21 protein-coding genes and 1 pseudogene are annotated in these 25,249 nt (G+C 42.3%); 10 read left to right on the plus strand and 12 right to left on the minus strand.

All coding sequences use genetic code 11. The annotated features are described in order from the left end of the window. Positions 1-393: 393 nt before the first annotated feature. The 3 genes from H6X83_RS01800 to H6X83_RS01810 all read right to left on the minus strand — a co-directional run bounded on the left by H6X83_RS01800 (position 394) and on the right by H6X83_RS01810 (position 3,424). Positions 394-606: a hypothetical protein gene (locus H6X83_RS01800; RefSeq protein WP_212507477.1), complete on the minus strand. Its 213-nt coding sequence runs from the start codon at positions 604-606 to the stop codon at positions 394-396. A gap of 147 nt (positions 607-753) precedes the next feature. Further along, a complete protein-coding gene (locus H6X83_RS01805; RefSeq protein ID WP_212507478.1) occupies positions 754-1,866 on the minus strand; it encodes a CPBP family intramembrane glutamic endopeptidase in 1,113 nt (370 codons plus the stop codon). A 370-nt stretch (positions 1,867-2,236) separates the two neighbouring features. After that, positions 2,237-3,424: an IS256 family transposase gene (locus tag H6X83_RS01810; RefSeq protein ID WP_212507479.1), complete on the minus strand. Its 1,188-nt coding sequence runs from the start codon at positions 3,422-3,424 to the stop codon at positions 2,237-2,239. 211 nt (positions 3,425-3,635) lie between these two features. Here H6X83_RS01810 and H6X83_RS01815 point away from each other — a divergent pair, with 211 nt between their 5' ends. The 5 genes from H6X83_RS01815 (at position 3,636) to H6X83_RS01840 (ending at position 11,666) form a co-directional block, all read left to right on the plus strand. Continuing rightward, entirely contained in the window at positions 3,636-4,208 is a 573-nt protein-coding gene (locus H6X83_RS01815) for a restriction endonuclease subunit S (RefSeq protein ID WP_212507480.1), read from the plus strand. Then, complete coding sequence (locus H6X83_RS01820; RefSeq protein WP_425489198.1) at positions 4,205-7,405, plus strand: type I restriction endonuclease subunit R; 3,201 nt, start codon at positions 4,205-4,207, stop codon at positions 7,403-7,405. Before H6X83_RS01815 ends, H6X83_RS01820 begins: the two co-directional genes overlap by 4 nt. Positions 7,406-7,422: 17 nt before the next feature. Next, positions 7,423-8,616 (plus strand): restriction endonuclease subunit S, encoded by a 1,194-nt coding sequence (locus tag H6X83_RS14515; protein ID WP_246419424.1) that lies wholly within the window; start codon positions 7,423-7,425, stop codon positions 8,614-8,616. An 18-nt stretch (positions 8,617-8,634) separates the two neighbouring features. Continuing rightward, on the plus strand, positions 8,635-10,221 hold the full coding sequence (locus tag H6X83_RS01835; RefSeq protein WP_212507481.1) for a type I restriction-modification system subunit M: 1,587 nt from the start codon (positions 8,635-8,637) through the stop codon (positions 10,219-10,221). Positions 10,222-10,568: 347 nt separating this feature from the next. Then, positions 10,569-11,666, plus strand: coding sequence for a competence protein CoiA family protein (locus tag H6X83_RS01840; protein ID WP_212507482.1), 1,098 nt, complete (start codon positions 10,569-10,571; stop codon positions 11,664-11,666). A gap of 3 nt (positions 11,667-11,669) precedes the next feature. Here the strand turns inward: H6X83_RS01840 and H6X83_RS01845 are convergent, their stop codons facing one another. From H6X83_RS01845 to H6X83_RS14755, 6 genes and pseudogenes are all read right to left on the minus strand, one after another. Next, positions 11,670-12,119: a DDE-type integrase/transposase/recombinase gene (locus tag H6X83_RS01845; RefSeq protein ID WP_343063129.1), complete on the minus strand. Its 450-nt coding sequence runs from the start codon at positions 12,117-12,119 to the stop codon at positions 11,670-11,672. A gap of 41 nt (positions 12,120-12,160) precedes the next feature. Then, positions 12,161-12,457: an IS3 family transposase gene (locus tag H6X83_RS14750; RefSeq protein ID WP_212507484.1), complete on the minus strand. Its 297-nt coding sequence runs from the start codon at positions 12,455-12,457 to the stop codon at positions 12,161-12,163. Between the two features lie 50 nt (positions 12,458-12,507). Then, entirely contained in the window at positions 12,508-12,744 is a 237-nt protein-coding gene (locus H6X83_RS14520; RefSeq protein WP_281391066.1) for a transposase, read from the minus strand. Positions 12,745-12,756: 12 nt separating this feature from the next. Further along, positions 12,757-13,377 (minus strand): annotated as a pseudogene (locus H6X83_RS01855) (IS5 family transposase); the annotation flags it as partial. A 342-nt stretch (positions 13,378-13,719) separates the two neighbouring features. Continuing rightward, positions 13,720-14,870 (minus strand): IS3 family transposase gene (locus tag H6X83_RS01860; RefSeq protein WP_246419068.1). Its coding sequence is split into 2 segments (ribosomal slippage): positions 13,720-14,612 and positions 14,612-14,870, totalling 1,152 coding nucleotides; the frame shifts between segments, so codons are not numbered across the junction. Between the two features lie 401 nt (positions 14,871-15,271). Then, a complete protein-coding gene (locus tag H6X83_RS14755) occupies positions 15,272-15,373 on the minus strand; it encodes an IS3 family transposase (RefSeq protein WP_212507486.1) in 102 nt (33 codons plus the stop codon). 244 nt (positions 15,374-15,617) lie between these two features. On the opposite strand from H6X83_RS14755, the gene H6X83_RS01870 reads away from it, so the two are divergent. From H6X83_RS01870 to H6X83_RS01890, 5 genes are all read left to right on the plus strand, one after another. Further along, the gene (locus H6X83_RS01870) at positions 15,618-16,166 is read left to right on the plus strand and encodes an ATP-grasp domain-containing protein (protein WP_212507487.1); all 549 of its coding nucleotides are present in this window, start codon (positions 15,618-15,620) and stop codon (positions 16,164-16,166) included. A gap of 142 nt (positions 16,167-16,308) precedes the next feature. Beyond that, the gene (cas5, locus tag H6X83_RS01875; RefSeq protein WP_212507488.1) at positions 16,309-16,911 is read left to right on the plus strand and encodes a CRISPR-associated protein Cas5; all 603 of its coding nucleotides are present in this window, start codon (positions 16,309-16,311) and stop codon (positions 16,909-16,911) included. Then, a complete protein-coding gene (locus H6X83_RS01880) occupies positions 16,901-19,003 on the plus strand; it encodes a type I-C CRISPR-associated protein Cas8c/Csd1 (RefSeq protein ID WP_212507489.1) in 2,103 nt (700 codons plus the stop codon). Before cas5 ends, H6X83_RS01880 begins: the two co-directional genes overlap by 11 nt. Continuing rightward, complete coding sequence (locus tag H6X83_RS01885) at positions 19,003-19,890, plus strand: type I CRISPR-associated protein Cas7 (protein ID WP_212507490.1); 888 nt, start codon at positions 19,003-19,005, stop codon at positions 19,888-19,890. The genes H6X83_RS01880 and H6X83_RS01885 overlap by 1 nt, the downstream gene beginning before the upstream one ends. Before the next feature lie 2 nt (positions 19,891-19,892). Further along, the gene (locus H6X83_RS01890; protein ID WP_212507491.1) at positions 19,893-22,154 is read left to right on the plus strand and encodes a CRISPR-associated endonuclease Cas3''; all 2,262 of its coding nucleotides are present in this window, start codon (positions 19,893-19,895) and stop codon (positions 22,152-22,154) included. Positions 22,155-22,398: 244 nt separating this feature from the next. Here H6X83_RS01890 and H6X83_RS14655 read toward each other — a convergent pair whose 3' ends face one another. The 3 genes from H6X83_RS14655 to H6X83_RS01900 all read right to left on the minus strand — a co-directional run bounded on the left by H6X83_RS14655 (position 22,399) and on the right by H6X83_RS01900 (position 24,681). Then, positions 22,399-22,530 (minus strand): hypothetical protein, encoded by a 132-nt coding sequence (locus H6X83_RS14655; protein ID WP_281391039.1) that lies wholly within the window; start codon positions 22,528-22,530, stop codon positions 22,399-22,401. 315 nt (positions 22,531-22,845) lie between these two features. Further along, on the minus strand, positions 22,846-24,159 hold the full coding sequence (locus H6X83_RS01895) for a DHA2 family efflux MFS transporter permease subunit (RefSeq protein ID WP_246419429.1): 1,314 nt from the start codon (positions 24,157-24,159) through the stop codon (positions 22,846-22,848). A gap of 81 nt (positions 24,160-24,240) precedes the next feature. Then, positions 24,241-24,681, minus strand: coding sequence for a MarR family winged helix-turn-helix transcriptional regulator (locus tag H6X83_RS01900; RefSeq protein ID WP_212507492.1), 441 nt, complete (start codon positions 24,679-24,681; stop codon positions 24,241-24,243). Positions 24,682-25,249: the final 568 nt, after the last annotated feature.

The following is a 25,249-nucleotide window of genomic DNA, read 5'->3' on the forward strand; positions in this document are numbered from 1 at the left end:
GATTAAAATCATTGCTATTGTTAAGATTAATCCCACTGTTTCGGATACGTCATGTGTGCATAGATATAAACAAAACAAATTCAGTAACAACAAAGCGATTCCGATGCAAATGTATTTTGATGTTTGATTCTTTTCTAATAGATAACCTCTATATATTTTGGCAGTAACGAACAGCATACCTATCATAAAAAGAGGTATGTACCCGATGTTTCCCTGAGATATACAGTAAATGCCCATGCATTCATAGAAAACACAGTCAAAAATGATGAAAATCTTTGTAAATTTATTCCAATTATTTATAATTAGCACTCCTTTGAATGCGAAATATCAGAAAAGGATATCATCATATCCTAAATAAGGAAACAATGATATCCCCAAATATCTGTTAGTCCATTATGCGGTTGCACACATACCATATCCGGCCATAACTCCACTTACGGCCTCTCCAGCAAAAGCTGGACACAACACACCAGCAGCTCCGCTAGCAATCATCAATACTACCCCCATGCCCCACTGCTGCATATTTGTGCCTCCGTCGATTTGCAGCATTTCAGTATTTTCAAGTTCTGTAAACCCAGTCATAGGCATTGTCATTGTTGCTTCCATTTTTAAGTCTCCTTTATTTTATGTAATATTTATTCAAAAAGCAAATTTGCACTTATGAGGGCCCTTCACAAGCTGTAAGTTGGCTTTTGAATCAAAATGAATGGGTTTGGTGATGTATCCAATTCCTTTTACTATGCGAAATACTTTTCAGCCTTTCGCGATGGATAAACTGATTGTATTAAAGATGAACAGCGCTGCTAAAACATAAAAGCAAACGGATTGAAAATAAAATGCCGCAGCTTTTTTCTTTGCAGGCATTTCTTCTGCTTCGCTGTGACCCTTCGCAAGCCAAATTTTTTTGCGGTTGATTATAAAAAGTACAGTTGCGGCTGCAATTAAAACAATGAAAAGTACAGCCGAAATAATCTCGGTTGTGTCACTCTGTGGTAACAGCGTAAAAACGACAAAGAGAATATTATTCGCACTGTGAATGAATATTGTAGGAATAATGGAGTTTGCCCGAACCCGTATGTATGCTAAAACCAATCCCAGCAGTGTTGTTGGAATTGCCTGCATCAAATTTCCGTGCATCACTCCGAAAAGGACAGCCGATGAAATGATTGCAAATGCGGAACCGTAAGGCAGTAAACTCTTTAAAAGGAACCCGCGAAATAGGAGTTCTTCTAAAATTGGAGCAAATACACATACATTGAGAATTCCTAAAATGATAAGGTTGGAATCACTTGTTGTCAGCAAAACAGGCATATTGAAATGAAAACCGGTGGGGGAAAGCAGCATTTGAAGCACAGATACTAAAAGACTGCCAAGGCAGCTTGCACCTAAAGCAACAATGCAGCCTGCCGATAAAAATTTTGAAGAAACTACTGGCTTGCGGAAATGGTCACCAATCTTTTGTTTAAGCAGCTTTCTTGCAATCATAAACGTGATTAATTCCGCGGCAAAAGTTGGCAGCATGGTTATCGCAGGGTTAGATAACGTATTTTGCAAAGAAAGCATATCTGGCTTTTTGTGCTGCAGCGCATAACATAAGCCAATCAGTAAACCTAAAACAAATTGCAGTACAAACGCAAAGGCCTGAACCAGCACGAGCAGAAGCCAGTCCTTGTTTCCTGTTTTTGCGAGTAACTTTTTGGGCGTTTCAACTTGTGCCCCTGGGTGTGTTTGTGCAAGTATTTCTGTTTCCAAATCAGACACTCCTAACTTCTTCTCTTTATTAACGATAGTAATACTAAGCAGCGAGAAATTGTATTGGTTATTGTAGGAAATTATTGTTAGTTTTTGTTGGATTTTGTTGGTCACATGTTACAAGCGTTATGACTATATGTTATAATTTAAGAAAGAAGTACATTTTAATGACTGCTTATGAAAAAGCGAATGTCCATCCTGCTTGCTGAAGATGATAAAAAGGATTGTTAGGAAATCAAACAATATATCCAAGGATTGGATCATATAATCCTAATCAGTATTACAAATAATTCAGGCAGAGCAATTTGTTACACAAATTTGAGGCTGTCTAACAGATGAAAAGTCAAAAGAAATTTGCAGGCAGTTAATTTGCGTAGAAAAGCAACTTTACAATGACCCAGAAGAATATTTTTAGACAGAACATTCGGGATGATTAAGGATGATGTCAAGAGAAGTTTGCAATTTCAGGACTCCGAAAAATGAATCAGGCCGCTTTTAGCAGAAGTGTCTGAATTGATTTGGAATTGAAATATGCTCTGGAGACAGACCAGTCTTCAGCGTATTCCATAAGATATGTTGTTACGAGGCGCAGGTAGGAATTTGTATTAGGGAATATTCCGACAACGTTGGTTCTTCGCCGGATTTCCCTGTTTAGCCGTTCCAGCATATTGGTCGATGAGATTTTGCGGGCATCAAGCTCAGGAAATGCGTAGAAAGCCAGTGAATCTTCCAGCTCATCTTCCAAAACAGCAATCGCTCTGGGAAACCGCTTTTCATATTGCTCTGACAACTGTTTTGCGCGCTGCCGTGCCAGTTCGGCGGAAGGAGCCCGCCAGATTTCTTTCAATTGGGCCGCAAAGGATTCCTTTTCTTTCTGCGGGACATGAGCCAAGATATTTCTCATGAAATGCACTTTGCAGCGCTGCCAAGATGCACCGGGAAAACTTTCGCGGATGGCGGCGATCAGCCCTTTGTTCGCATCGGAAACCACTAGCATCGGCGTTTTCAGGCCGCGATTCAGGAGATTTTGAAACAACTGGCAATAGCTCTCTCTGGATTCATCTAGCATCGGCTCCACGGCGAGAATATCCCGGTGTCCTTGCTCGTTCACGCCGCAGACAACCATTACCGCCATACTGACGACACGCCCGTCCATACGAACTTTTTCGTACAGGGCATCCGTCCAAATAACCGGATAGCGAGTATCCGTTAAAGAACGGCTGCGGAATTCTTGTACCTGCTCATTGAGCCCTTTTGTCATCTCACTGACCTGACTGCGGGAGAGGTTCTCTATCCCCAGACTATGAGCCAGCTTTTCCATTTTACGAGTGGAAACTCCCTGCACGAACGCTTCCTGTATGACCTGTATCAGTGCTGCTTCGCTGCGTTTGCGTTCCGTCACAAAGAACGGGATGTAACCGCGACCGCGAAGCTTTGGCACCATAAGATACATTGTCCCTACGCGAGTATCCAACCGCCGTGGCCGGTATCCGCAGCGATAGTCGCTGCGAGACGGACTGTGCACATTCTTCTCTGCTCCAGCAATCCCGGACACCTCTGCCTCCATCAGCTGGGCGCAGAGCCATTCCAGCATACTCAGCATCGGGTCAGGCTCCGCCATACATTTTAGTAGCAATTCCGTCAGATCTGTGTTATTCTTTCTTTGAGCCATTGGGACCAACTCCTTCTTTGAATGTCTAGACACCATTCATTTTACCGGAGTCCCAATGGCTTTTCTATACTTTTACGAAATTGCAAACTTTATTGTACTCTATCTTTTGTAATTTTTTAAAATTACAAAATAAAAATTGCATTTCAGGATAAATGTGTTATAATAGCATTAGATAAATAATTATAAGTGTAATTTCAGAAAGGCACGAAACATGAAAAAACTTGATGATATGGCTGACTTTATGACAGGTTCACCACAATTCCGTATAACAGAAACATCAGACAAAGGAGCTCCAGTTTACACTTTTTATAGTCAAACCGACTTTATGAATGATGCGGCAGGCATCATTTCCGATATACCCCGGAACAAACAGGTGTGTACATTTGATTATGTGAGTACGCTGCAGCCGGGTGACCTTATATTCAGCTTGATTACTGGAAAAGCATCAATTGTCCACAGTGAACATGCAGGTTACTTGTTTACGCAGAACTATATTAAGATTGTGCCCAACAAGGATTTAGAGGTAAAATTTTTAGCTTACTTGTTAAATGAAAACCATGGGATAAAAAAGCAGCTATTCATCGGTTTGCAGGGTTCACAGGTTTTAAAATATACTCTGATGCAGTTGAGAGCACTGGAAATAGGGAAAATACCTTCAAAAAAGAAGCAAAAGTTAATTGGGCAGATTTATTTTGACCAAATACACCTGCAGGCAGTGAAAAACCAAGCAGCTGAACTGGAAACAATTTTAGTGTTGTCTAAATTGGAAGGAACGTGCAAATGATGACAGAAGTACAGTTTGAATCTGAACTTACAGATTATTTAAGCAGCGAGTCAAGTAACGTCAGAGGTGATACAGAAGAATCAGTAGGCACTTTTCTTAGTAAAGGTGTTATGTCATGGAAATATGAAAAAGGAATCAAAACAACGGAACAGCTCTGGGATAACTTTAAGAAAATTCTTGAAAAACACAATCAAGACACGCTGGAATACCCACTCAGTGTTGTGGAATTCAATCAGGTAAAACGAATTATATCTGACCTAAAAACACCGTATCAGGCGGGACAGTTCCTCTATGGCTTGAATGGAGTCTCCCAAATAGAAATTGACTTGGATGATGGCCGACATGTGTTTTTAACAGTGTTTGACCAACAGCAGATAGGGGCCGGTGACACGATTTATCAGGTGGTAAATCAAATAGCGCGTCCAGCTAAAATTATTGGGAAACAGGCCAGAAGATTTGACACAACTTTGCTTGTAAATGGTTTGCCAATGATACAGATTGAAGAAAAGAAAGACACCCACGACGTAAATGAAGCGTTGAATCAGATGAAGCAGTATATAGATGAGAATCAGTACAGCGATATCTTTTCAACACTGCAGATTTTAGTGGCAGTTACTCCAAACGATGTGCGTTATATGGCGAACACGACTGCTGAAACTTTTAACAAAGACTTTGCGTTTCACTGGCAGAGAAAGAGTGATAATGGAATTGTGCGGAATTGGAAAGAGTTTGCACATTCCATGCTGAATATTCCAATGGCACATCAGATGGCGACGAACTTTATGATTTTGGATGGAACGAAAAATAGGCAGTCCTTAAAAGTAATGCGGCCGTATCAGGTGTATGCAACGCAGAAAGTTATTACGGAATTGAAAAAAATTGACTTTAGCATGGGAACAAATAAAGTCGGTTATATTTGGCATACAACCGGTTCCGGAAAAACAATCACAAGTTTTAAAACAGCATGGACGGCCAGTCGTATGCCCGGCATTGACAAAGTCGTCTTTGTTGTGGACCGTATTGCGCTGACAAAACAGACGAGCGAAAATTACAAAGCATATGACCCGGATGCCAGTGAGGAAAATGTTGGCGTAATTCGTGACACAAATAATACAACAGACTTGAGCCGAAAATTAAAGAGCAATGATAATAACATTATTGTGACATCTGTGCAGAAACTTGAAAAACTCATCAAACGGAAATCTTTTAAATCACCAAAGAAAAACATTGTGTTTATTGTGGATGAAGCGCACCGTTCCACCGGCGGTGACAGTTTTCAAGCAATACAAAAAGCGTTTGAACATTCCGCATGGGTTGGTTATACTGGTACGCCGATGTTTGACGAAACAACAACGGGACTCAGAACGGAAGACATTTTTGGACCGCTGCTGCATGCTTATACAATCCGTGAGGCGATAGCCGACAGAAATGTGCTTGGTTTTAAAGTCGATTTTGAAACGACCATCAACAAAGAGCAGATAAAAAAAGAGTATCTTCCGGTTTTTTACCGAGAACATCACAGTGGCTGGAGCGATGAACAGATTCAAAACAAAATTGACAATCTGATGCCGGAAGATATGGATGATGCTGTTGAACCGAGTTTTTATGATGAGAACAAAGAACATATAAAATTGGTCGTTGAAGACATTTTTAAAAAGTGGAGAAACCGTTCCAATGACGGCAAATATAATGCTTTGCTTACAACACACGTCGGCGGAGGAAAAGCAAGTACACCTATGGCGATGATGTACTTCAGAGAATTTCAGCGGGTAAATGAAGAACACCGGAAAAGCGGCGGACTGATACTGAAAGTCGCGGTTACATTTAGCATGAATACGTCAAATAGTGACAGCATGCTGGAAACAAACAAAGACCTGTTTGAGGCAATGGATGCATACAACAAAGAATTTGGTACGAAATTCGGCATGGATGATGTTTCCGGCTATACGCAGGATGTTACAAGCCGTCTGAACAGGACAACGAGTGACGGAAATTTTCTTGACTTGGTGATTGTAGTGGACCAGCTGCTTACAGGATTTGATGCGCCGGAATTAAATACACTTTATGTAGACAGAACACTGAAAGGTGCCGGTCTGATACAGGCATATTCCAGAACAAATAGAATTGCGGATATGCAGGACAAACCGTGGGGTCATATTGTGAATTATCGGTGGCCGGCTCAGAATGAAAAACTGATGAACAACGCACTTGCAATCTATTCGAATAAGGATTCTGCTAAGTTGTCCGAAGAGGAACAACGCAAAGCAAACCAAAAAAGCGGTGTGATTGCTGAACCGTTTGAAACAGTATTTAACAAGCAGAAAGAAGTAGTCAAACAATTAAGAGAACTTACCAGTGCATTTCAGCAAATTCCACAGTCAGAAAAGAAAGAAGAGGAAATGTTTGCGCTGCTGCAGGAATACAACCGAGGTATGGCAAAGTTAAAGCAATATGGTCCAGACACAGTGTTCGGGCAGCCGGTTGGTTTTGATTATACCAATCCCGACGAACTTACTGCAAAATTAGGCATGACAAGCGAAGAGGAGCAAACGCTTACAGTTGTTTTAGCAAATGAATTAAAACAGCGCATTGCAAAGAAAAAGAACATTCCTGTTTACCAGATCGAACTGAAAATGACGCACGTCAAAGATATACAAGTTAATTACGATTATCTGACAGAATTACTTGAAAAATTGTTGAATCAAGTGCATGATAATGAAATGGAAGAGGCGAAAGACACCAAAAAGGATATTGACCGGTTCGCACTGACGCTGGAAAATCGTGCATATGCAAAGCAGATTAACAACGCGTCTGCCGCAATTCTCAAAAAGCAGTACCCGCCAAAGGATTCCGGCTTCGTTTACCCGATTCGTCTGAAAAACAGTGAAGATGTTATTCGCAATGCGAACAATATCAGCATTGACCGGCTGTTTTTGGATTTTCGGGTAAAGTGGGGCATTGCCGATATTATAACCAGTGTGCAGATGAGAGAATTGTTTTCTCAGCACCATTATGGCAAACAGGATTTGGATGACATGAACGAAATTACGGATATCGTCAGTAAAGCGTGCCAGCAGTACAAAGAGCTTGCGCACGATGGAAAAATCCAAGCAATGTCACGCATCAAGTACCGCAACAGCCTGCGCAAAGCCATTTATGACCTTGCAGACGGACAAGTGGAGTATGAAATACAGTAAGATTGGATTGAACACAAATGGACGAAAAAAAAAGGAATGTTCCAAAGATACGGTTTCCTGGTTTTACTGACGAGTGGGAACAGCGTAAGTTATCTGAAATGTGCGGTACTTTTGAGTATGGACTTAACGCAGCCGCTAAGGAGTTTGACGGAAAAAACAAATACATCAGAATCACGGATATTGATGATGCCAGCAGAGAGTTCTTGCTTTCTGATCTTTCGTCCCCTGATATTTGCCTTGATGGTATGTCGAAATATCTACTCTCAAGCGGAGATATTGTCTTTGCACGAACTGGTGCAAGTGTCGGAAAAACCTACATTTACAGGGAAAACGACGGCATTGTGTACTTTGCAGGTTTCCTTATTCGGGCAAAAGTCAATCAGGACAATGATGCAGAATTTGTTTTTCAAAGCACCCTTTCGCCGAGCTATGAGAAGTATATTCGTATTACCTCGCAGCGATCTGGACAGCCGGGTGTAAACGCACAAGAGTACGGTGAGTACGACTTGTTCGCCCCGTCAAAAGAGGAACAGCAAAGAATTGGACACTTCCTGCGAGGTATTGACAACCTTATCACCCTTCATCAGCGTAAGTTAGACCACCTGAAAGAACTGAAAAAAGGGCTGCTGCAGAAAATGTTTCCGAAAAATGGTGCAAGCGTTCCGGAAATACGTTTTCCCGGATTTACTGACGCATGGGAACAGCGTAAGGTTAGAGAAATAGCAGACAGATATGATAATCTCCGTATTCCGGTTGCGTCAAATCTGAGAACGGCAGGCTCCACACCATATTATGGAGCAAACGGAATACAAGATTATGTTGAGGGATTTACGCACGATGGTGAGTTCGTTCTTGTAGCAGAGGACGGAGCTAATGACTTGAAGAACTATCCTGTGAAATGCGTTAAAGGGCGCATTTGGGTTAATAATCACGCTCATGTCTTGCAAGGAAAGCAAGAAACCACTGACAATCGCTTCCTTGCTTATGCGATAAGTCAAGCTGATATTGAATCCATTCTGGTGGGTGGAAGTCGTGCAAAACTGAACGCAGAAACACTTATGGAAGTGGAATTGCTCTTGCCATCAAAGGATGAACAAATTGAAATTGGCAATTATATCGTTCGCATCGACCGCCTTATCACCCTTCATCAGCGTAAGTTAGACCACCTAAAAGAACTGAAAAAAGGGCTGTTGCAGCAAATGTTTGTATAAAAGAAAGGACAAATAAAAATGAGTAATGCAGTACAGGAAAATGCGGGCAGACTTTGGGCAATGGCCAATGAACTGCGCGGCACAATGGACGCTTCAGAATATAAAAACTACATACTTGGTTTTATGTTTTACAGATATTTGTCGGAACATCAGGAAAAATATCTGGCTGAAAACAATGTGATTGATATTGCTGAAGGTCAGACAGTCAACGACGCTTACCAGAAGCAGGTGGCTGCCGATGGTTGGCAGGATTACCTTGAGGATATTACCGCGTCGCTTGGTTATGCCATCGAGCCGGATGACACTTGGGCAACATTGATTGATAAAGTTAATCATTCACAGGTGATTCCAAGCGATTATCAGAAACTATTTGATGACTTCAACAAAAATGCGCAGCAAAACCCAGAAGCTGCAAAAGATTTTTACGGCGTGTTCAATGATTTGAATCTGGGTGATTCGCGCCTTGGCAGTTCAACAAATGAGCGTGCAAAGTCGCTGAACAGCGTAGTCAAATTGATTGATGGAATTGATTACAAAGGCAAAGACGGCAAAGATGTTTTAGGCGAAATTTATGAATATTTGATTGGCCAGTTTGCCGCTAATGCCGGCAAAAAGGGCGGAGAATTTTATACACCGCATCAGGTAAGCAGAATTTTAGCGAAAATTGTTACCAGCAGTACAGCACCCTCTGACGATTTCTTTAAAGTTTATGACCCGACAATGGGTTCCGGCTCTTTGCTGCTGACAGTCGGGCAGGAAAATGCAGACAAATACCCAATGAAGTATTACGGGCAGGAGCTGAACACAACTACATTCAACTTGGCACGAATGAACCTGATGATGCATGATGTTACTTTTAATAATATGCAGCTCAGTAATGCGGATACGCTGGAGGCGGACTGGCCGGATGGTTTGGATGATAAGGGAATAGACCGTCCGCGTAACTTTGATGCTGTTGTTGCAAATCCACCGTATTCTGCAAAGTGGGATAATAACGATTCCAAATTGAAAGATGCTCGTTTTAAAAAATACGGCAAACTGGCGCCGGCATCAAAGGCAGACTATGCATTTTTGTTGCATGGCTTGTATCATTTGAATGATGCTGGAACTATGGCAATCGTTTTGCCGCACGGCGTGCTATTCAGAGGCGGCACAGAGGGTAAAATCCGTCAGGCGTTAATCGAAAAGCACCAGATTGATACGATTATAGGTTTGCCTGCAAACTTGTTTTACGGCACAGGTATTCCAACAATCATTATAGTGTTAAAACGGAACAGGCCAAACAGCGACGTGCTTTTTATTGATGCGAGCAAAGAATTTGAAAAAAGCAAGAATCAGAATACTTTAACAGAGGAGAATGTTGCGAAGATTGTAAATACATTTTCAGAACGCAAAGATGTTGAAAAGTATGCACATTTGGCTTCTTTGGAAGAAATCAAGCAGAATGATTATAACTTGAACATTCCTCGCTATGTAGATATTTTTGAGGAGGAAGAACCAGTTGACCTTGAAAAAGTGAGCGAGCAGTTAATGCAGGACAATAAAGATATTGAAGAACTGGAAGCTAAAATCAACGACCAGTTGAAAATTCTTGGCGTGAAATAATTGCTTTAATTTAAAGGAAAGGGCATCTTTCATTCCAGGGTAGACGATATCTTGCTTTTCACCGACCAGATTAACGCTTTGCCACGAAAAAACTGTTTAAGAGAAGTTGCGAATTCTTTACAGAAAGTTTGGGTTATATATTACAGAGGTTGTAAAGCATCTGTTTCGCAATGAAGATATGAACCGACTGTTTTCGGACAAAAGAGTTCGTATTTGCCATATCCTGCAAAAGAGGCAAGCTTAAAGATTTGATTGACAAGGAGTTTGGCAGCACTTCTGATTATGTGACAGCTTAATAATCAGTTTCTGCGTGGCTCATTGTTTTCCTGAAAGAAGACTGTGTAATTATGGAATTGAAAAATCCATTTGCTGTGCGCAACAACAAAATTATTACGATTGCTGATATTACAGCAGAGGAACGGGGAAGGAAATGCAACTGCACTTGCCCAGCCTGCGGAGGTCATTTTCTCGCCGCTTTGGGCACGGTAAATCAGCCGCATTTTCGACACGATGGTGAGCCATGTGATTTCGTAAAAGCAAGTATGACAGCACTTTATGGACTGCTTGCCGATGCACTGAATGAAAAACCACAATTTACGTTTCCAGCTTGTTATGGCAGATTCTACATGATTGATTTAAAGCGAGAGCCTGTCATGGCGGACATTTACGACAATGCCCAAATAGGCCCTGCACCTTTTAATGGAAATAATGATTGCCTGATAAAATCCGAAGGATATACGGTACAAAATTATGAAATTCATAGAAATGGGAAAGGACTCCCTGATGCAATGCTTCTCTCTGACGCGAAGAGCCTGCATCAGCTTGCGGTTACTTTGATTCCACCGCCGACACTCTGCAAAATTCCAAAAGGAAAAACTTTTCAAGAACTGCCTACGGTGAACATTCAAATAGATAACGCAGTTGATTTGTATCATATTAAATCTGCAAATTTAAAAGAGCAGCTTCGCGATTCTACAGATAACAAACGATGGATTAACCACCCTAAAATTGATACTTGGATGCAAGAAAAATTGAAAGATCAGTCGGCATATTATGCGAGACAAGAACAGTCTGAAAAGGAGCGAAAGCAGGAACAACTAGAAAGACAAACACGCAGAATGAAAAAATATAATCCTTTATGGCAGCAAACAGAAAGTGACCGACAAGATCCATGGGCAGAATCGGTAAAATTACTTCCTAAATTGACACCGGAAAGGCAGCAAGAAATCAGTCGAATTTTATCTCGCAAATTTGCTGTTATACCTGAGACAATGGTAAAAGATGATGACGGACGGCGATGGTGCGTTTGCAATTTGTGTGGCTGTTGGAAACCTACTGATGACATGATTTCATTTGGAGGCATCGGTGATTCTATTAATCGTGGTATTTGCAAAGGATGTGCACAGAAAAAGGAGTCGTCAACAGAAAAGAGGACAAAATATTAAGCACTAAGCTGAAGATTCGGTGAAAGATAGCCTAACCGCTTTTGAACACGGCTGCGGTTGTGAAAGGCCTCGATATATTAAAAATGGCTTGACGGGAAGCTTCTCTTGTGGGGTAAAAGTGCCAATGAACGATTTCTTTTTTAGAATGGAGAAAAAACTTTCACTCCATGCATTGTCTCCCAGAGTTCCAAGGCGTGAGTAGCTTTGCTTCCAGCCATAAGATGAAATTTGATCTTTAACGGCCTGTGACGTATATTGACTGCCGCGGTTGCTGTGAAAGATCAGGCCAGTCGGCAAATTCCAATGTTCTTGTGAAGCATACAAGGTATGCAGAACCAATTCTTTTTTCATTCGTTTTTCCTGACAGCTTGCTAAAACGACATTGGTATAGACATCTCTAATTTGACACAGATAACCCAAACCCTTCACCGGTGCGAATATAGCTGATATCACTAGCTAAAACCTGAAAAGGTCTGTTGATTTAAGCCCTTTTGTTAGCTTTTGATACTTGCAGCCCGACTGTCTGTTAGAGAAAGCTGTCTGCGTTTTAAATGGCAGGATTTCAGGCCTTCCTGAGCCATTATCCTTTTTACCACAGGGTAAGAAATGGTATGCCCATCACGTCGGATTACACCGCAGATACGTTCCGCGCTATAGGTGCCCTTTCCTTCCTTGAAAGCAGAAATCACCCTATCTTTACATATTTCGTATCGTTTCTGCCGTTTGCTGCGCGTTTGAAGCCAGGCATAATAGCCTGATGTAGAAACGCCTAATTGTTTGGCCCGCTTCACTTTGGAATATCGATCCTACTTTTCCATGAACCAATAGCAGCTTATGGTATTTACTGTTGGTGCTGTGCGAAGAAGGCCGCTGCTTTTTTGTAGTTTTCCTCTTCCAGTTCCGCATTTCGCAATCGCAGCTGACGCATTTCATCCTGCTGCTGTACCATCTCTGCTTTATCGCCGTCCGGCGTGTATCTTTTCCGCCACCGATACAGCATGTTACTGCTGATTCCCAGGCTTTCAGCAATTTGGGTTACAGTGCGCTCACTGCAGTAACTCATACGAACTGCGCGCATTTTGAATTCTTCATAGACAAAAGCTAAGAAGGAAGAATCCAACTTATCATACCGAGTTGCAACTCTTCTGAACCATTTTAATTTTTGGAAGAAACACTCAACCAAGTGACGTTCTTTATAAAGGGACCAATCACAACGCCATGGATTTACAGTGTTGGCTTTGGGTGGAATTGTGTATTCACTGTCCTGACGCTGAATATAATCCAGTATCTCATTGGTTCCATATGCTTTGTCACCCAGCACATTGCTTTTTGAGATATCAACATGTGACAAAACATCTACCGCTACTGTGGAATCATTGATGTTTCCGGCCGATAGGTGAAAATAGATTGGATTGCCCAAACCATCAACGATTGTATGGATTTTCGTGTTTAAACCTCCGCGTGAACGTCCTACTGCCTTTGGTTTATCCCCTTTTTTCCGCCATTTGCGGAATCGGGTATATACTCCTTGCCATTTACCATAATGCTCAGGCAATTCTCTCCACTGGCATCCACTTCTAGCCATCCATAACATTCCGTTGAGCATTATGCGGTTGCTTTTTCTGGGTCTGCCTTTTTTTCCAGTGCGTTCTGGTGGCAGTAAGTCCTTTATTCTGTTCCATCCTTCATTGGTTAATTCATATCGTCTCATGTGTTCCAGTTTATAGCAATCCCATTTTTTATGCAACTTTTATTTTACAAACAAGGCCTAAGTCGATTACATAAAGCTTGCCCTCTGACGTCAAAGGACAAGCTTTATATTTTAAGATAAAATGAATTGTTTTTGGAAATATGTCTTATCCATTTGCGGGAATATAAGCTTCAATTACTAATCAGTTCTACTGTGTATTCAACGTTTTTGCTAATTAATAAAGCCAAAACAAGAATTGTAATTTACTTACAACTAATTTTATTACTATATGTTTATTTTCACCATGAACTATAGTCAAGTAAGTAGACACAATAATTAGGGAAAACATACTGGAAACAGGAATTAAGCCTGATTCCAGAACAGTTCTTCTTTCTCGTTAGGTGTTAGCATTCGAAGAGAGCCATGAGGCCTTCTTGAGTTATAGTATCCTTCAATATATTGGAATATGGACAACTGTAATTCCTGTAGGGAGTGATAAGCTTTCCTGTTGGTTTCTTCTTTTTTTAGATATTTGAAGAAACTTTCACAGCAAGCATTATCAAAAGGATAGCCCTTTTTGGAAAATGATTGCACAACATTAAGAGAATCTAGAAGCTGTCGAAATGAAAAAGCAGTATACTGAGATCCTCGATCAGAATGAAACATAAGTCCAGAAGGGCAGTTTCTTCTATCATAAGCTTTTTTGAACGCAGTCATGACGAGGTCGACATCTGGCTTGCCTGATATGTTCCAGGAGATGACTTTGCGAGAAAATAAATCCATTACAATACAAAGATAATACCATTTGCCGGCAACTTTGATGTATGTGAAATCACTTGCCCAGACAATGTTTGGAGTTTGCTGATTGAACTCCTGGTGAAGGTGGTTGGTACACTCGCCGTTGTCCCGATGCTTATAATTTTTATAAGGTTTTTCGGTGGACATCCGTGGAAGTTTTAGAGTCCTCATCAGTCGGTACACTCGTCCGACACTGATGTTAATGCCATAATCACGCTGGAGAACATAGGTAATCTTGTAAGCTCCAAGACGTTTGTTATAATCTGCATAGATTTTAAGAATAAGCTTTGCAATCGTTTGATTGTCTTTTGTACGATCAGCCGGTTCGGTGTTGTAATGCTTATAGTAAGTACTTCGATTAACGCCAAGAACCTTACAAAGGAGCTTGATATTGTGTTGGAAACGGAGCTTATGAATAGCTTCTAATCGTTGTTTGAGTGTGGCGTGAAGATGGCAATCGCTTTTTTTAGTATAAGGAGTTCCTCCTCAAGCTGAGCATTACGCTTTTGGAGGTCTTTGACCTGCTTAGCAGTTAGTATTTCGCCATCATCCGTTTCGACGATTGAGTATTGTTTAATCCAACGGCCAAGTGCGGTGATAGAAACGCCATACTCTTTACAGAGTGCTGCTTGTGATTTGCCGCCAGATTGATAAAGGTTGACGAGAGTTCGTTTGAAATCTTCGTCATATCGGGTTCCGGTTTTACCAGTGGACATGAGTAAGTGCCTCCTTTTGGGTGTCTACTTAATTATAATTGATAGTTACTTCAGGTGTCCACTTATTTAATATAGATCCAAGCAAGAAATAATAGCAATTACGAAAATGATAGACAAAAGGGTGTCCACTTTTAATAAGAGGATACCTGCAATTTTGATAATTGCCATAAAAGGTTGAATTGTCTGGAACAAAAGGAACCATAGTGTAAAGGCCTTTTTGGGTGTATGCAAACGATTGGCAATATTGAATGGTTACACAGTAAGAAGCCAAGAAGACGCAAACCTCATAAGAAAAACAATAAAGCCGCCGGCGGGTCATTTGAATTGACCCCAAAAGTTAGACAATATTTATAAGCAAACAACTGGAAAGGTCAAGAAAAAATAGACACAAAGTTAAGCATTTAAAAATTTTGCACTTCAAACTGAACTGGGCTAAGCCAGCCCAAAGCAGAATGAATGCGCTTCGTGTTATAGTAGGTTTCGATATATTTACCGGTTTTCATGTAGAGAAAGAGGCTGGAACCTTGTTGGAGGTTCCAGCCTCTTTCTCTCTAAGTACGTTTTATGGTACTGTACTTTTGCTATGATAAGAATAGTTCAAAACTAAATTGACAAAGTGTAGTTCGGATTTTGAAAGCGAAAATAAATTTATTAGGAGGAGCAGACATGAAGGTTTATATACAGACAGGCCAACAACACGCACCTTGTAATTACTACTTTTTCAATGCCGTTCATGGGTTTCGTTAAATGGGTTTTGAATGTATTTCTTTTTGCAGCAGAGAGAAACTGAACACAGCGAGTCCAGAGAATGTCGTGGTTGGGTATGCAAATGCCGTTCAAGAGCATCTTTTTGACGTTGGCATTATGACGCCGGAACGGGACTATCCCGCTGAATTAAAGAAATACCTGGGGCGAAAAATTTGGAAAACAAGAATTGATTATGTAAACAGTAGTCCGGAACTGTGGCCGGTTTTTGTAAAACCGATCGAAGACAAAAAATTTACGGGCAGAGTTATTTATTCACCGAAAGAACTGATATGTTGCGGCAGATGCGGTGAAAATGCAGAAGTGTACTGTTCGGAAGTTGTACCGTTTACGGCTGAGTGGCAGTACTTTGCACGTTACGGAAAAATTCAGGATGTCCGTCCGTATCGTGGGGACTGGCGGCTGCATTTTGATCCAGCTGTAATCGAAAATGCCATTCAGGAGTACACTTCGGCACCGAATGGTTATGCAGATGACTTCGGTTTGACAAGTGATGGCAGAACTCTTTCAATGGAAATCAACGATGAGTAGCCTTGGGATGCTATGAATTTTTGTACATGGATTACGCAAAGCTGCTGTCCGCACGGTGGGCGGAACTAACCGATACATCGGATGAGTATGCATTTGATTTGTAACCGCAAAAAGCGTATGAATACAGAAAGGAGAAACAAATATGATAGAAAAAAGGTATAATTGGGCATTTGAGATAGCAGGACGAAATGCTTGCTTCACCAGACCGGATACCGGTGCTGTACCAATTTCTTATCCGGCACCCACTCGATCTGCTCTCATTGGAATCGCAGAAAGCGTTGCACTGTTTAAAAACGCTTATTTTTGGCCGGAGCGTGTGGAGATTTGCAGTCCCATTGTTTATCATAAGTATGTCCAGAATTACAATGGTCCATTGCGTGAGAAGACAGGTCCGTTTCAATTAGTCATAACAGTTTTGGAAAATGTAGATTACAAAGTCTACGGCACCATTAAAAGCTATGATAAGCCTACCCACGAAGTAAACTACGCACATGAGATGCAGGATATGTTTCTTAGAAATTTAGAAAAAGGCCGTTTTTTCAGCACACCGCACTTGGGCCTTTCCGAGATGATACCGGCCTATTTTGGACCGCTGCGTTCAGATACAGTTCCGGATGAAAGTATCAATCTGATGATTCCGTCTATGCTGGATACAATGTATGACAGACAGACCGGAGGGCGTCTTTCTCCCAAATTTCAACAGAATGTCCGCATTGAAAAGGGGGTGCTGCGGTATGCTGAATGAACTGTACCAGCTTGCCGGTACATTGGAAAAACAGCAGGTGCTTTCTGAGATGCAAACACAGCGCGATATACATAAAGTAGCGAAGTGCCAGTGTCTGTATATTCGGTTAGACCAAGCGGGCATGCCGCAGTATGTCAAGATACTTTCTCCACAGAAAACCGGAATCCTGTGGAAACACAGCAAGGGAAATCATAATAGTTTCCCGGCGATCCGCGTACAAAAGCCCCTTTTAGCAGAGAGTGTTTCACGGTCATTCAATGAAGCAGCATGGAAAAAAGCAGATGTGCAGGAAAAGGGAAAGCTGTTTTCTACGTTGGAAGATACGGCAAATCATGACAGCCAAGAGATTACAGTGAAAAAGTGGACATTGGAACAAATGGTACCGGTTTTGCAGAGCGACGATTCGGATTTAGAGGCGCTGCGGCGCTTGCTGCTTCGTTTTCCACAGGAATACAGTGCTGATTTTTATTCTTCACTGCGTAAAGCAGTGAAAGAAAACCTTACAGACCTTTTCACATCAGCAGAGAATGCAGAATTCCTCAAAAAGTTATTTGTTGGAGCCGGTGATATGAAAAAGGGAAAATATACGGCGGGCTGTATGTGCTATTTTGATATAGCGGAAACAGAAGAAGTAGACTGCATTGTCGCTAGTTTAGATACGGAGCAGGCGCTGATTCGCTGCCTGTTAACAAAGCCAGAAGAAGCATCCAATGCAGCCGCATTGGGTATATCGGCGCTTTCTGGGGCGAATTGCCCGCTGATATCGGATAAATATCCCAATCCATCGTTTCAGGTGCTTGGCTTGGTATCCTTGTTTTCCAATAATACATCAGCTATTCCGTGCTACCTTCGCTACCAACTGGAGGGAGCACAGGCTTTTTCGGCAGGCGTAGACGAAGTACAGCAAATAACTGACGCACTTGCCTTTTTGATGGATGAACAGCGCAAGGGGAAAACTTGGAGCAGCTTTCCGGGTGTTGCTAAGAAAAAGCCCATGCTTTTGTTGGCATGGCTGGAAGATGACTCGGCTTGTGAAGCTAAACTGGCGCAGTCCCTATCGGATGACGGACAAATAAAAATTTATGAATCTATATGTAACAATGTACTTGATTATTTAAAATTGAAAATAGAATCTGTTCCGGACAAGGCGGTACATTTGCAGCTCTTTGAAACACTGGACGCGGGACGCAAGCAAATTGCCTATGCAAATGTTTTCACAGCACAGCAGGTATATGCAGATATATCGGAATGGTGTGAATCCGCTAAAAATTTGCCCCGTATTTTGTTTGCTGTTAAGTTTAAATCCAAGGATGGTCGGGAAATCCGATGGTACAGGCCACACTGTCCGGGACCAGGCGCCGTTTGGCGGGTGCTGCATCTGCAGTATCATTCACAGCTGGGTGTGACAGACGGAATAGACCAATTTGTGCGTGAGGTTACTTCTGAGCGGCCAACGCTGCAGCAAATTTATGGGCTGTTTTTATCACATACGGAGAATCAGCAGACGGACTGCAAATTTGCACGGGAATTTTTGCAGCAGACGCTCACAACGGTTAGCGGATTCTTGGTGGATGCGGCTGGCTTTCAGACCACACAATTCAAACAGCCGTTTTCGCAGAAAAACATGGAAAAGCTTTGTGCGGCGGTTTCCCTGCTGGGAATTTTGCTTTACAAGTGTCAAATTAAGAAGGAGAATTATATGGAGAATCAGGCGTTTTTATTGGGACGTTTTTTGAAGTTAGCAGACCAACTGCATAAAGAATACTGCATTGCTGTGCGCAATGGTGGGGATAAAACGCAGCCGCTGCCAAATCAGCTCATGGGAAATGCAGTGTTTATGATTGCTTTGCAAAATCCGGTGGAAGCACTTGACCGTCTTGAAGAAAAGATGCGCATTTATATTGGTTGGGCAGAAAGAGAAATAGACTGCAAAACCTTAAAACAATTTGAAAAGGTTTCTGCAGAACTGCATCGGTCATCTGCATTTCCACAGAAGCTTTCTGCAGAAGAACGTGCCGAATTGCTGCTGGGATATCTGGCACAACTGCCGGATGACAGTGCAGATAAATCAAATCAGGAGGAGAATGCATAATGAATCGGGAAACTTTACATCGTATGACAGGACTTTTGTGGATTGAGGCCATTAATTCAAATCCAAACGGGAATCCAGACCAGGATAATGACCCACGACGCCGTGCAGACGGCTTTGGTGAAATTTCTCCGGTTTCTCTGAAGCATAAGGTACGCGCATTAATCGCCGACAAGGAAGGTCCCGTGTGGCAGGAAATCAGTGAGGAATTGGGAATTACACCTAAAGACGCTGGCCACTATGACATATTGGAGCAAAAAGACACAAAGCGGACGGAAATTAACAAATTGACTGCTGAAGAATTTATTAACCGCTTTTGGGATGCCCGCGTTTTTGGCTCAACATTTCTGGAAAAGAAGAACAGTGAGGACTCCAAGAACAGTCAAATTCATACCGGTGCCGTGCAGTTTGGCATGGGTGTTTCTCTGTCACCCGTTGAAGTAGAACGGCTGACGACCACTAAGCTTTTACCGGCACAGGACGGTAAGGGCAAGGGGATGGCGCCGCTTGCTTATCGTATTGTACCATATGGATTGTATACGATGCCGTTTTTTGTGAATGCCACAGCGGCAAGGCGCACAAACTGTACTCCGCTTGATATTGAATTGATGCTTCATGTACTGCCCTACGCATATCAGGAAACCGCTTCCTATATTCGCTCGCAGGTCAACTTGGTCCATATTTATTGTACAGAACATGCCAAAGCACGCGGCTGTTACAATGACTTTAAAATTATTGAGGCGCTTACCCCAACACCGCTGCATCCGGGTGAATATGCGCATAGCTTGCAGGATTATGATTTGGAACTTGTGGAAAAACGGATAGAGCAGCTCAATCAGCAGATGGAAGGCAAGGTCAGTCCGGTGTGTGATTTGATGGAGCAAATGTAAAGATGGAATATCTGGCACACAGTGCATCATTTTGCGGACAGGAGCAGACATACCGAGAACATATTCAGGGGACTGTGCAAAAAGCTGAAAACCTCTTGGAAACAATGCGTCCGTTTTTTTCGGAGCAGCAATTTGAAAAGATGTACGCAAAACTTCAGGCAGCTGCGGAGATGCATGATCTTGGGAAACTGAGTGATGCAAATCAAGAGGTCCTGCATGAGCAAAAACGGACAGGCAGACTGCCGGAACGGCATAGTGTAATGGGTGCCCATTGGTTTTACGAGCAAGGCGACTCACTTTCGGCTGCATTGGTTTATGGACACCATTACCCCGGACTTCCCGATATTTATGAAGAACTTGGACAAGAAATGCCGTTTTGCAAAAATTTCAAAGCAGAGGAATTTCAATTTGATGAGGCAAAAATTCAGAAAAATATGAATAATTGCTGTGACAGACATCAGGCTGTGGCGGGTGGTTTGCCGCAGCCTGATACAGCAAAATTACAAACTGCGCTGGAAGAGCGATTGCTGCTGTCCTGTTTAGTGACTGCTGATTGGTGTGATACCGGCGGCAAGAAATTACCGCAGCCGCTTGCTCCAAGATGGTCAGAACGTTTAGCAGCATTAGACAACTATGTTGCAGGTCTAGAAGAAGACGCGCAGAAAGCTGAAAACAGCAAAGAAAGGGAACGTAACCGGCTGCGGCATGATTTTTATCAAGCCTGCCGAACGCAGACAGATACAAACGCTTCTCTGCAAAATTGTGAAGCGCCGGTTGGCACTGGAAAAACAACAGCGGTGTTGGCTCATTTACTGCGCTGTGCAGTGCAGCGAAATCTGCGGCATTTGTTTATTGTGTTGCCTTATACCAGCATTTTAGAGCAGATGAAAAAAGTCTTAAAAGATGCCATCTTATTGGAAGACGAAAAAAATGAATCCGGAGAAATCATTGCTGTTTTGCATCACCGTGCAGAATATGACAAAAAAGAATGGAGAAGTCTGGCGGCAACTTGGGAAGCACCGATTATTCTTACAACGGCTGTTCAATTTTTTGAAACACTGGCATCAAATGAGCCGGCACGCTTATATAAACTTCATCAACTGCCGGGCTCAGGTATCTTTTTGGATGAATTTCATGCCTCTGCACCCGTGCAGTGTCTGCCTGCCGTTTGGGAGTGGCTTACGCAGCTGCAAAAAAATTGGGGCTGCTCTGTAGTGCTCTCCTCCGGTACGATGATTCAGTTTTGGGAAGAACGGAATTTTCGGAAAGCATATTTTAGTGGCCACGCCGAAAAACATCCGGTAACTGTCCCCACACCAATGCTGCCTGCAACTTTGCAGAAAGAGATGGAGCAGCAGGAAAAAATTCGTGTGCACATGCACCTCTTACCGCAGGAGTTTGCACAGTGTCGCTTCAGTACACTGGACGAACTGCTCTGTTTTGCGCTGTCACAAAAAGGCCCGCGCATCATTATGTTGGACAGCCGCCGCGCGGCCGCACAAGTTGCCTATGAACTGTACTGTAAAGGGGAAAAAGTATATCATTTATCAAATGCATTTGCACCGCAGGACAGTGCGCGCATTTTGGATAAAGTAAAGGAACTTTTGGATCCGAAAAACGGCGCGGACGGAAATTGGACACTTGTTTCTACCACCTATGCAAGCATGGGACTTAACCTGTCCTTTCGAAACGGTTTTTGCAGGGCATTTTCCTGTGCTTCATTTTTGCAGCTTGCGGGTCGTATCAGCCGAGAGGGAGAATATGAAAGTCCTGGCTTGTGGGCATTTACGCTTGATGACAGTCGCTTCCCAGCCAGCAGTGCATTTTCAGTTTCTGCTGAAGTTTGGCGGGAAATGATAACTGCCGACACACTGAAAAAGCCGCTGCAAGGCAGTGCACCGTCTGAAATGGTAACGCATGCTTTTTCACAGGAATGCAAACGCAGCCATATCCGAAAAATGCAGGATAAACTGTTAAGCGATGAACGAAACTTTGAATTTTTGACGATGGCAAAAGAATTTAAAATTATCACGGAAGACGCGGAGGTGTTGGCTGTCACCAATTCTGAAGTTAAAAAGATGCTGGAAAATGGTGAAATTCCCTCGCAGGCGCAGCTTCAAAACAACAGTGTTTCCATTTACTTTAATTTAGTAAAGAAACTGCATCTTACAGAAATACCGGATACTCCGAAAATCTATTGGCTGCCCCCTGAACAATATGACGCAGATTTGCTTGGTTGTTATAAAGCGCTTGTGCTAAAGTGAATCAGAAGAAAAATTTTGCCCTGCAGTGGTTTGCAGAGTACAGGGCATGACTCCTTTAAAGCAGTTTATTGAAACCCTTGGTCGCTGTGGAGGTGCAACTCCCTGGCGACCGTTTCTTTTTCCATAGCAAGCTTGATTGTATTCAAAACAAGATTTACCGTCTGTTCGGTTCCTGTCTTGTAAGCGACAATGCTGTTGTCAAAGAGATTGCGAATCATAGACAGATACAGAACGCCTTGGTCGGTTAATCCAGCCTTTTATCTGATTTTTCTTTAATCCTAATTCGTCCTGCAATTTCACGTCGCGTTTTTCCTGCTGCCCTCATCGCCAAAATTTTCGGCTCAAATGCTTTTATATTCGTCCAACTTCTTTTCATAAAAAGAGCCTCCCATCGTAGTTTAATTATCCTACGATGGGAGGCTCTTTTGCAATGTCCGTTTTTACTGGGGCAGTTCAAAAGGCGGCAGGAGGCCATTTTCATACCCAAGCAATACATAAATTTCTTGGACATACCGGTTAATTGTTTTATGCCGCTGGACCTTCGTTTTTGTCTGAATCGCTTTGTACAGATTTCTGTGCATTTCCTTGTTTAAAGAAGAAGGCCAAAATGACACCAACGACCAAAATACCCGCTGACACGAGCATAGAAGTTTTGACACCACTTACCAGACCAAGCGCTTGTGTTGTTGCACTATGGTTGCCAGCTGCACAAATATAATTGTTTTGCACTGCTGTCATAATTGCAACCATAAGGGAAGTACCAAAAGCGCCGCCAATCTGCTGGAGTGTATTGCTGATTGCAGTACCGTGCGGATACAAATCCGGCGGAAGCTGGTTCAGGCTGTGCGTCTGTAAAGGTGTATTCAGCAGGCCCACCGCAACCAGTGACAGGCAGTGTAACAAAATAACAACCGCAATCACTGTGGTCGTAGACCTGTGAGAACAGGAAGAACACAACCAGTGACAGAATGAAGCCCGGAACGACCAAAACCCGTGGTCCATATTTATCGTAAAGGACGCCGGAAATCGGTGAAAAGATACCGTTGATCAATCCACCTGGCAGCATCATGACGCCTGCAACCAGAGCACTCAGGCCCATTGCTCCTTCCATGAACATGGGCAGAATTAGCATAATTGCAAAGTTCACCATCTGTGTAATCATAATTAATAACATACCGACGGAAAACACCGGATAACGAAATGCCCGTACATCCAACATTGGCTCTTTAAGCTTTAACTGCCGCACAGTAAACAATGCCAGAACAACGACACCGCAGATGAGCGGAACTGCTGTCAATGCAGCATTTCCACCGCCAATATTGCTTGCTCCATAAATCAAACCGCCAAAGCCAATTGTGGAAAGAATGATTGACAAAACATCTAACCGCGGTTTGGTCAGTTTTGTAACATTGACAAGGAATATTGCGCCAAATATTAAAACGATGATGCTAAAGGGCAGGATGCATAAGAACAGCCATCTCCAGCCAAGTGACTGTACGATGATACCGGAAAATACCGGCCCGATTGCAGGCGCAGAAAACATGACAAGGTTAAAGATGCCGAGTGCCCTGCCGCGCTTTTCCACTGGATTAATAACAATCAGAGTGTTGACGATATTGGGGATCAGCATGCCGGTTCCGACAGCCTGTACAAGGCGGCCGGTAAACAGAATCGCAAACGATGGTGCAAAACCCGCAATTATCGTTCCGAAAATGAAAAAGAGCATTGCAATTTCATACAAACGTTTTGTTTTGATCGTTTGTATGAGAAACGCTGAAATAGGAATTGAAACAGCCATAATCAGCATATAGCCTGTGCTTAACCACTGTGCAGTAACCGCTGAAACGCTAAACTGTTTCATGATACTCGCAAGCGCCATGTTCAATACAGTTTCATTGAACATGCAAAAGAAGCCTGAGATTGTGAGAATTGCTGTAATCAGGCCAACTTTGATGGGTTTACCATTCACATCCAGACCCGCCGCATTTGTTGATGTTGTTGACATTGTGTACATACCCTCCAATAAGTAAAATAAAAAATAATTTAAAAGCGCAGCTGGTTCAGCTGCGCTTTTATCGGGCAATTTTTAATGGTTTAAAAGAAATTCCAAATTATCGTCCATCTTTTTAAGCACCTGCTTAAAAATAGTAACTTTATCATTTGGTATGTCCGCCGTAATTTCTTTAAACTTTTCTTCTATAAAAGGAGCTACATTTTCTACCAGACTTTTGCCCTGTGCAGTAATTTGCAGCAGGAAAGCTCGTCTGTCAAGCTTGTCCACTCCCCGTTTTACTAAATACTTACGTTCAAGGATATCAAGAATCCTCAGCAGAGAGGCTGGGTCTTTACCAGATTTCAAGGAAAGTGTTTTTTGATTAATGTTTTCCTGCTCAGCCAGTGTGGAAAGCACTACCCATTGTTCGAGCGTGATATTATAAGACTCCAGACTGCGATTTAAATACCTCAGCAATTTTTTTTGCATTCGGTTGGTCTGTAAGCCAATGGACTCATCCAAATTCGTCGGCATTGAAACCCTCCCCTGCATATATAGTTGATACTAAAACTATTGATATATCAATTATAATCAAGAATTAGATTTTTGTCAATAATTTAAAAATAAAATTCAGCCGACTCTGGATTCATTTCGCGCGCGCAAAGGTCTTATTAAGCGGATTTTTAAGCAGCCAAACATCTATAACCACCTTCGTCTGCACAGTTCTCTATACAATTTGACACCAACAGAATATGCTTTGAAAATCTCAGGCGATTACTAACTTCCTATCTGGACGGCTTTTGGGGACAGGTCAGCAGAATGAATAATTGAAACAATGAAAAAAGCTAGACGAGATCAAGGTGCGTTTGATAATTACCAACCGTGGCTCATCATTGTACACTACCCTTCACTCGGCGCAGTAATCGTGTACGGGATGATTGTACCGGAGAATCCCAATCATTTTTTGTGTTGAGAATCATTTTTATTGTGGACATGAACCATCTTCTTCATTTTTTCAAGAAATGTACATTTCACATCTGTTTCTGTTTTAATATTATGACTTCTAGTTCCACATTTGGGGCAAAAAGATCCAATGTACACT

The organism is Caproicibacterium amylolyticum, from assembly GCF_014467055.1.
Lineage (GTDB): Bacteria > Bacillota > Clostridia > Oscillospirales > Acutalibacteraceae > Caproicibacterium > Caproicibacterium amylolyticum.

Excerpts from the sequence above, each read along its gene's own strand:
- H6X83_RS01820 (WP_425489198.1), top strand. The coding sequence starts at position 4,205 with ATGATGACAGAAGTACAGTTTGAATCTGAACTTACAGATTATTTAAGC.
- H6X83_RS01835 (WP_212507481.1), top strand. The coding sequence starts at position 8,635 with ATGAGTAATGCAGTACAGGAAAATGCGGGCAGACTTTGGGCAATGGCC.
- H6X83_RS01810 (WP_212507479.1), bottom strand. The coding sequence starts at position 3,424 with ATGGCTCAAAGAAAGAATAACACAGATCTGACGGAATTGCTACTAAAA.
- H6X83_RS01880 (WP_212507489.1), top strand. The coding sequence starts at position 16,901 with ATGCTGAATGAACTGTACCAGCTTGCCGGTACATTGGAAAAACAGCAG.
- cas5 (WP_212507488.1), top strand. The coding sequence starts at position 16,309 with ATGATAGAAAAAAGGTATAATTGGGCATTTGAGATAGCAGGACGAAAT.
- H6X83_RS14515 (WP_246419424.1), top strand. The coding sequence starts at position 7,423 with ATGGACGAAAAAAAAAGGAATGTTCCAAAGATACGGTTTCCTGGTTTT.
- H6X83_RS01800 (WP_212507477.1), bottom strand. The coding sequence starts at position 606 with ATGGAAGCAACAATGACAATGCCTATGACTGGGTTTACAGAACTTGAA.
- H6X83_RS01885 (WP_212507490.1), top strand. The coding sequence starts at position 19,003 with ATGAATCGGGAAACTTTACATCGTATGACAGGACTTTTGTGGATTGAG.
- H6X83_RS01870 (WP_212507487.1), top strand. The coding sequence starts at position 15,618 with ATGGGTTTTGAATGTATTTCTTTTTGCAGCAGAGAGAAACTGAACACA.
- H6X83_RS01900 (WP_212507492.1), bottom strand. The coding sequence starts at position 24,681 with ATGCCGACGAATTTGGATGAGTCCATTGGCTTACAGACCAACCGAATG.
- H6X83_RS14655 (WP_281391039.1), bottom strand. The coding sequence starts at position 22,530 with ATGAAAAGAAGTTGGACGAATATAAAAGCATTTGAGCCGAAAATTTTG.
- H6X83_RS01895 (WP_246419429.1), bottom strand. The coding sequence starts at position 24,159 with ATGTCAACAACATCAACAAATGCGGCGGGTCTGGATGTGAATGGTAAA.
- H6X83_RS14520 (WP_281391066.1), bottom strand. The coding sequence starts at position 12,744 with ATGCGCGCAGTTCGTATGAGTTACTGCAGTGAGCGCACTGTAACCCAA.
- H6X83_RS01815 (WP_212507480.1), top strand. The coding sequence starts at position 3,636 with ATGAAAAAACTTGATGATATGGCTGACTTTATGACAGGTTCACCACAA.
- H6X83_RS01890 (WP_212507491.1), top strand. The coding sequence starts at position 19,893 with ATGGAATATCTGGCACACAGTGCATCATTTTGCGGACAGGAGCAGACA.
- H6X83_RS14755 (WP_212507486.1), bottom strand. The coding sequence starts at position 15,373 with ATGAAAACCGGTAAATATATCGAAACCTACTATAACACGAAGCGCATT.
- H6X83_RS01840 (WP_212507482.1), top strand. The coding sequence starts at position 10,569 with ATGGAATTGAAAAATCCATTTGCTGTGCGCAACAACAAAATTATTACG.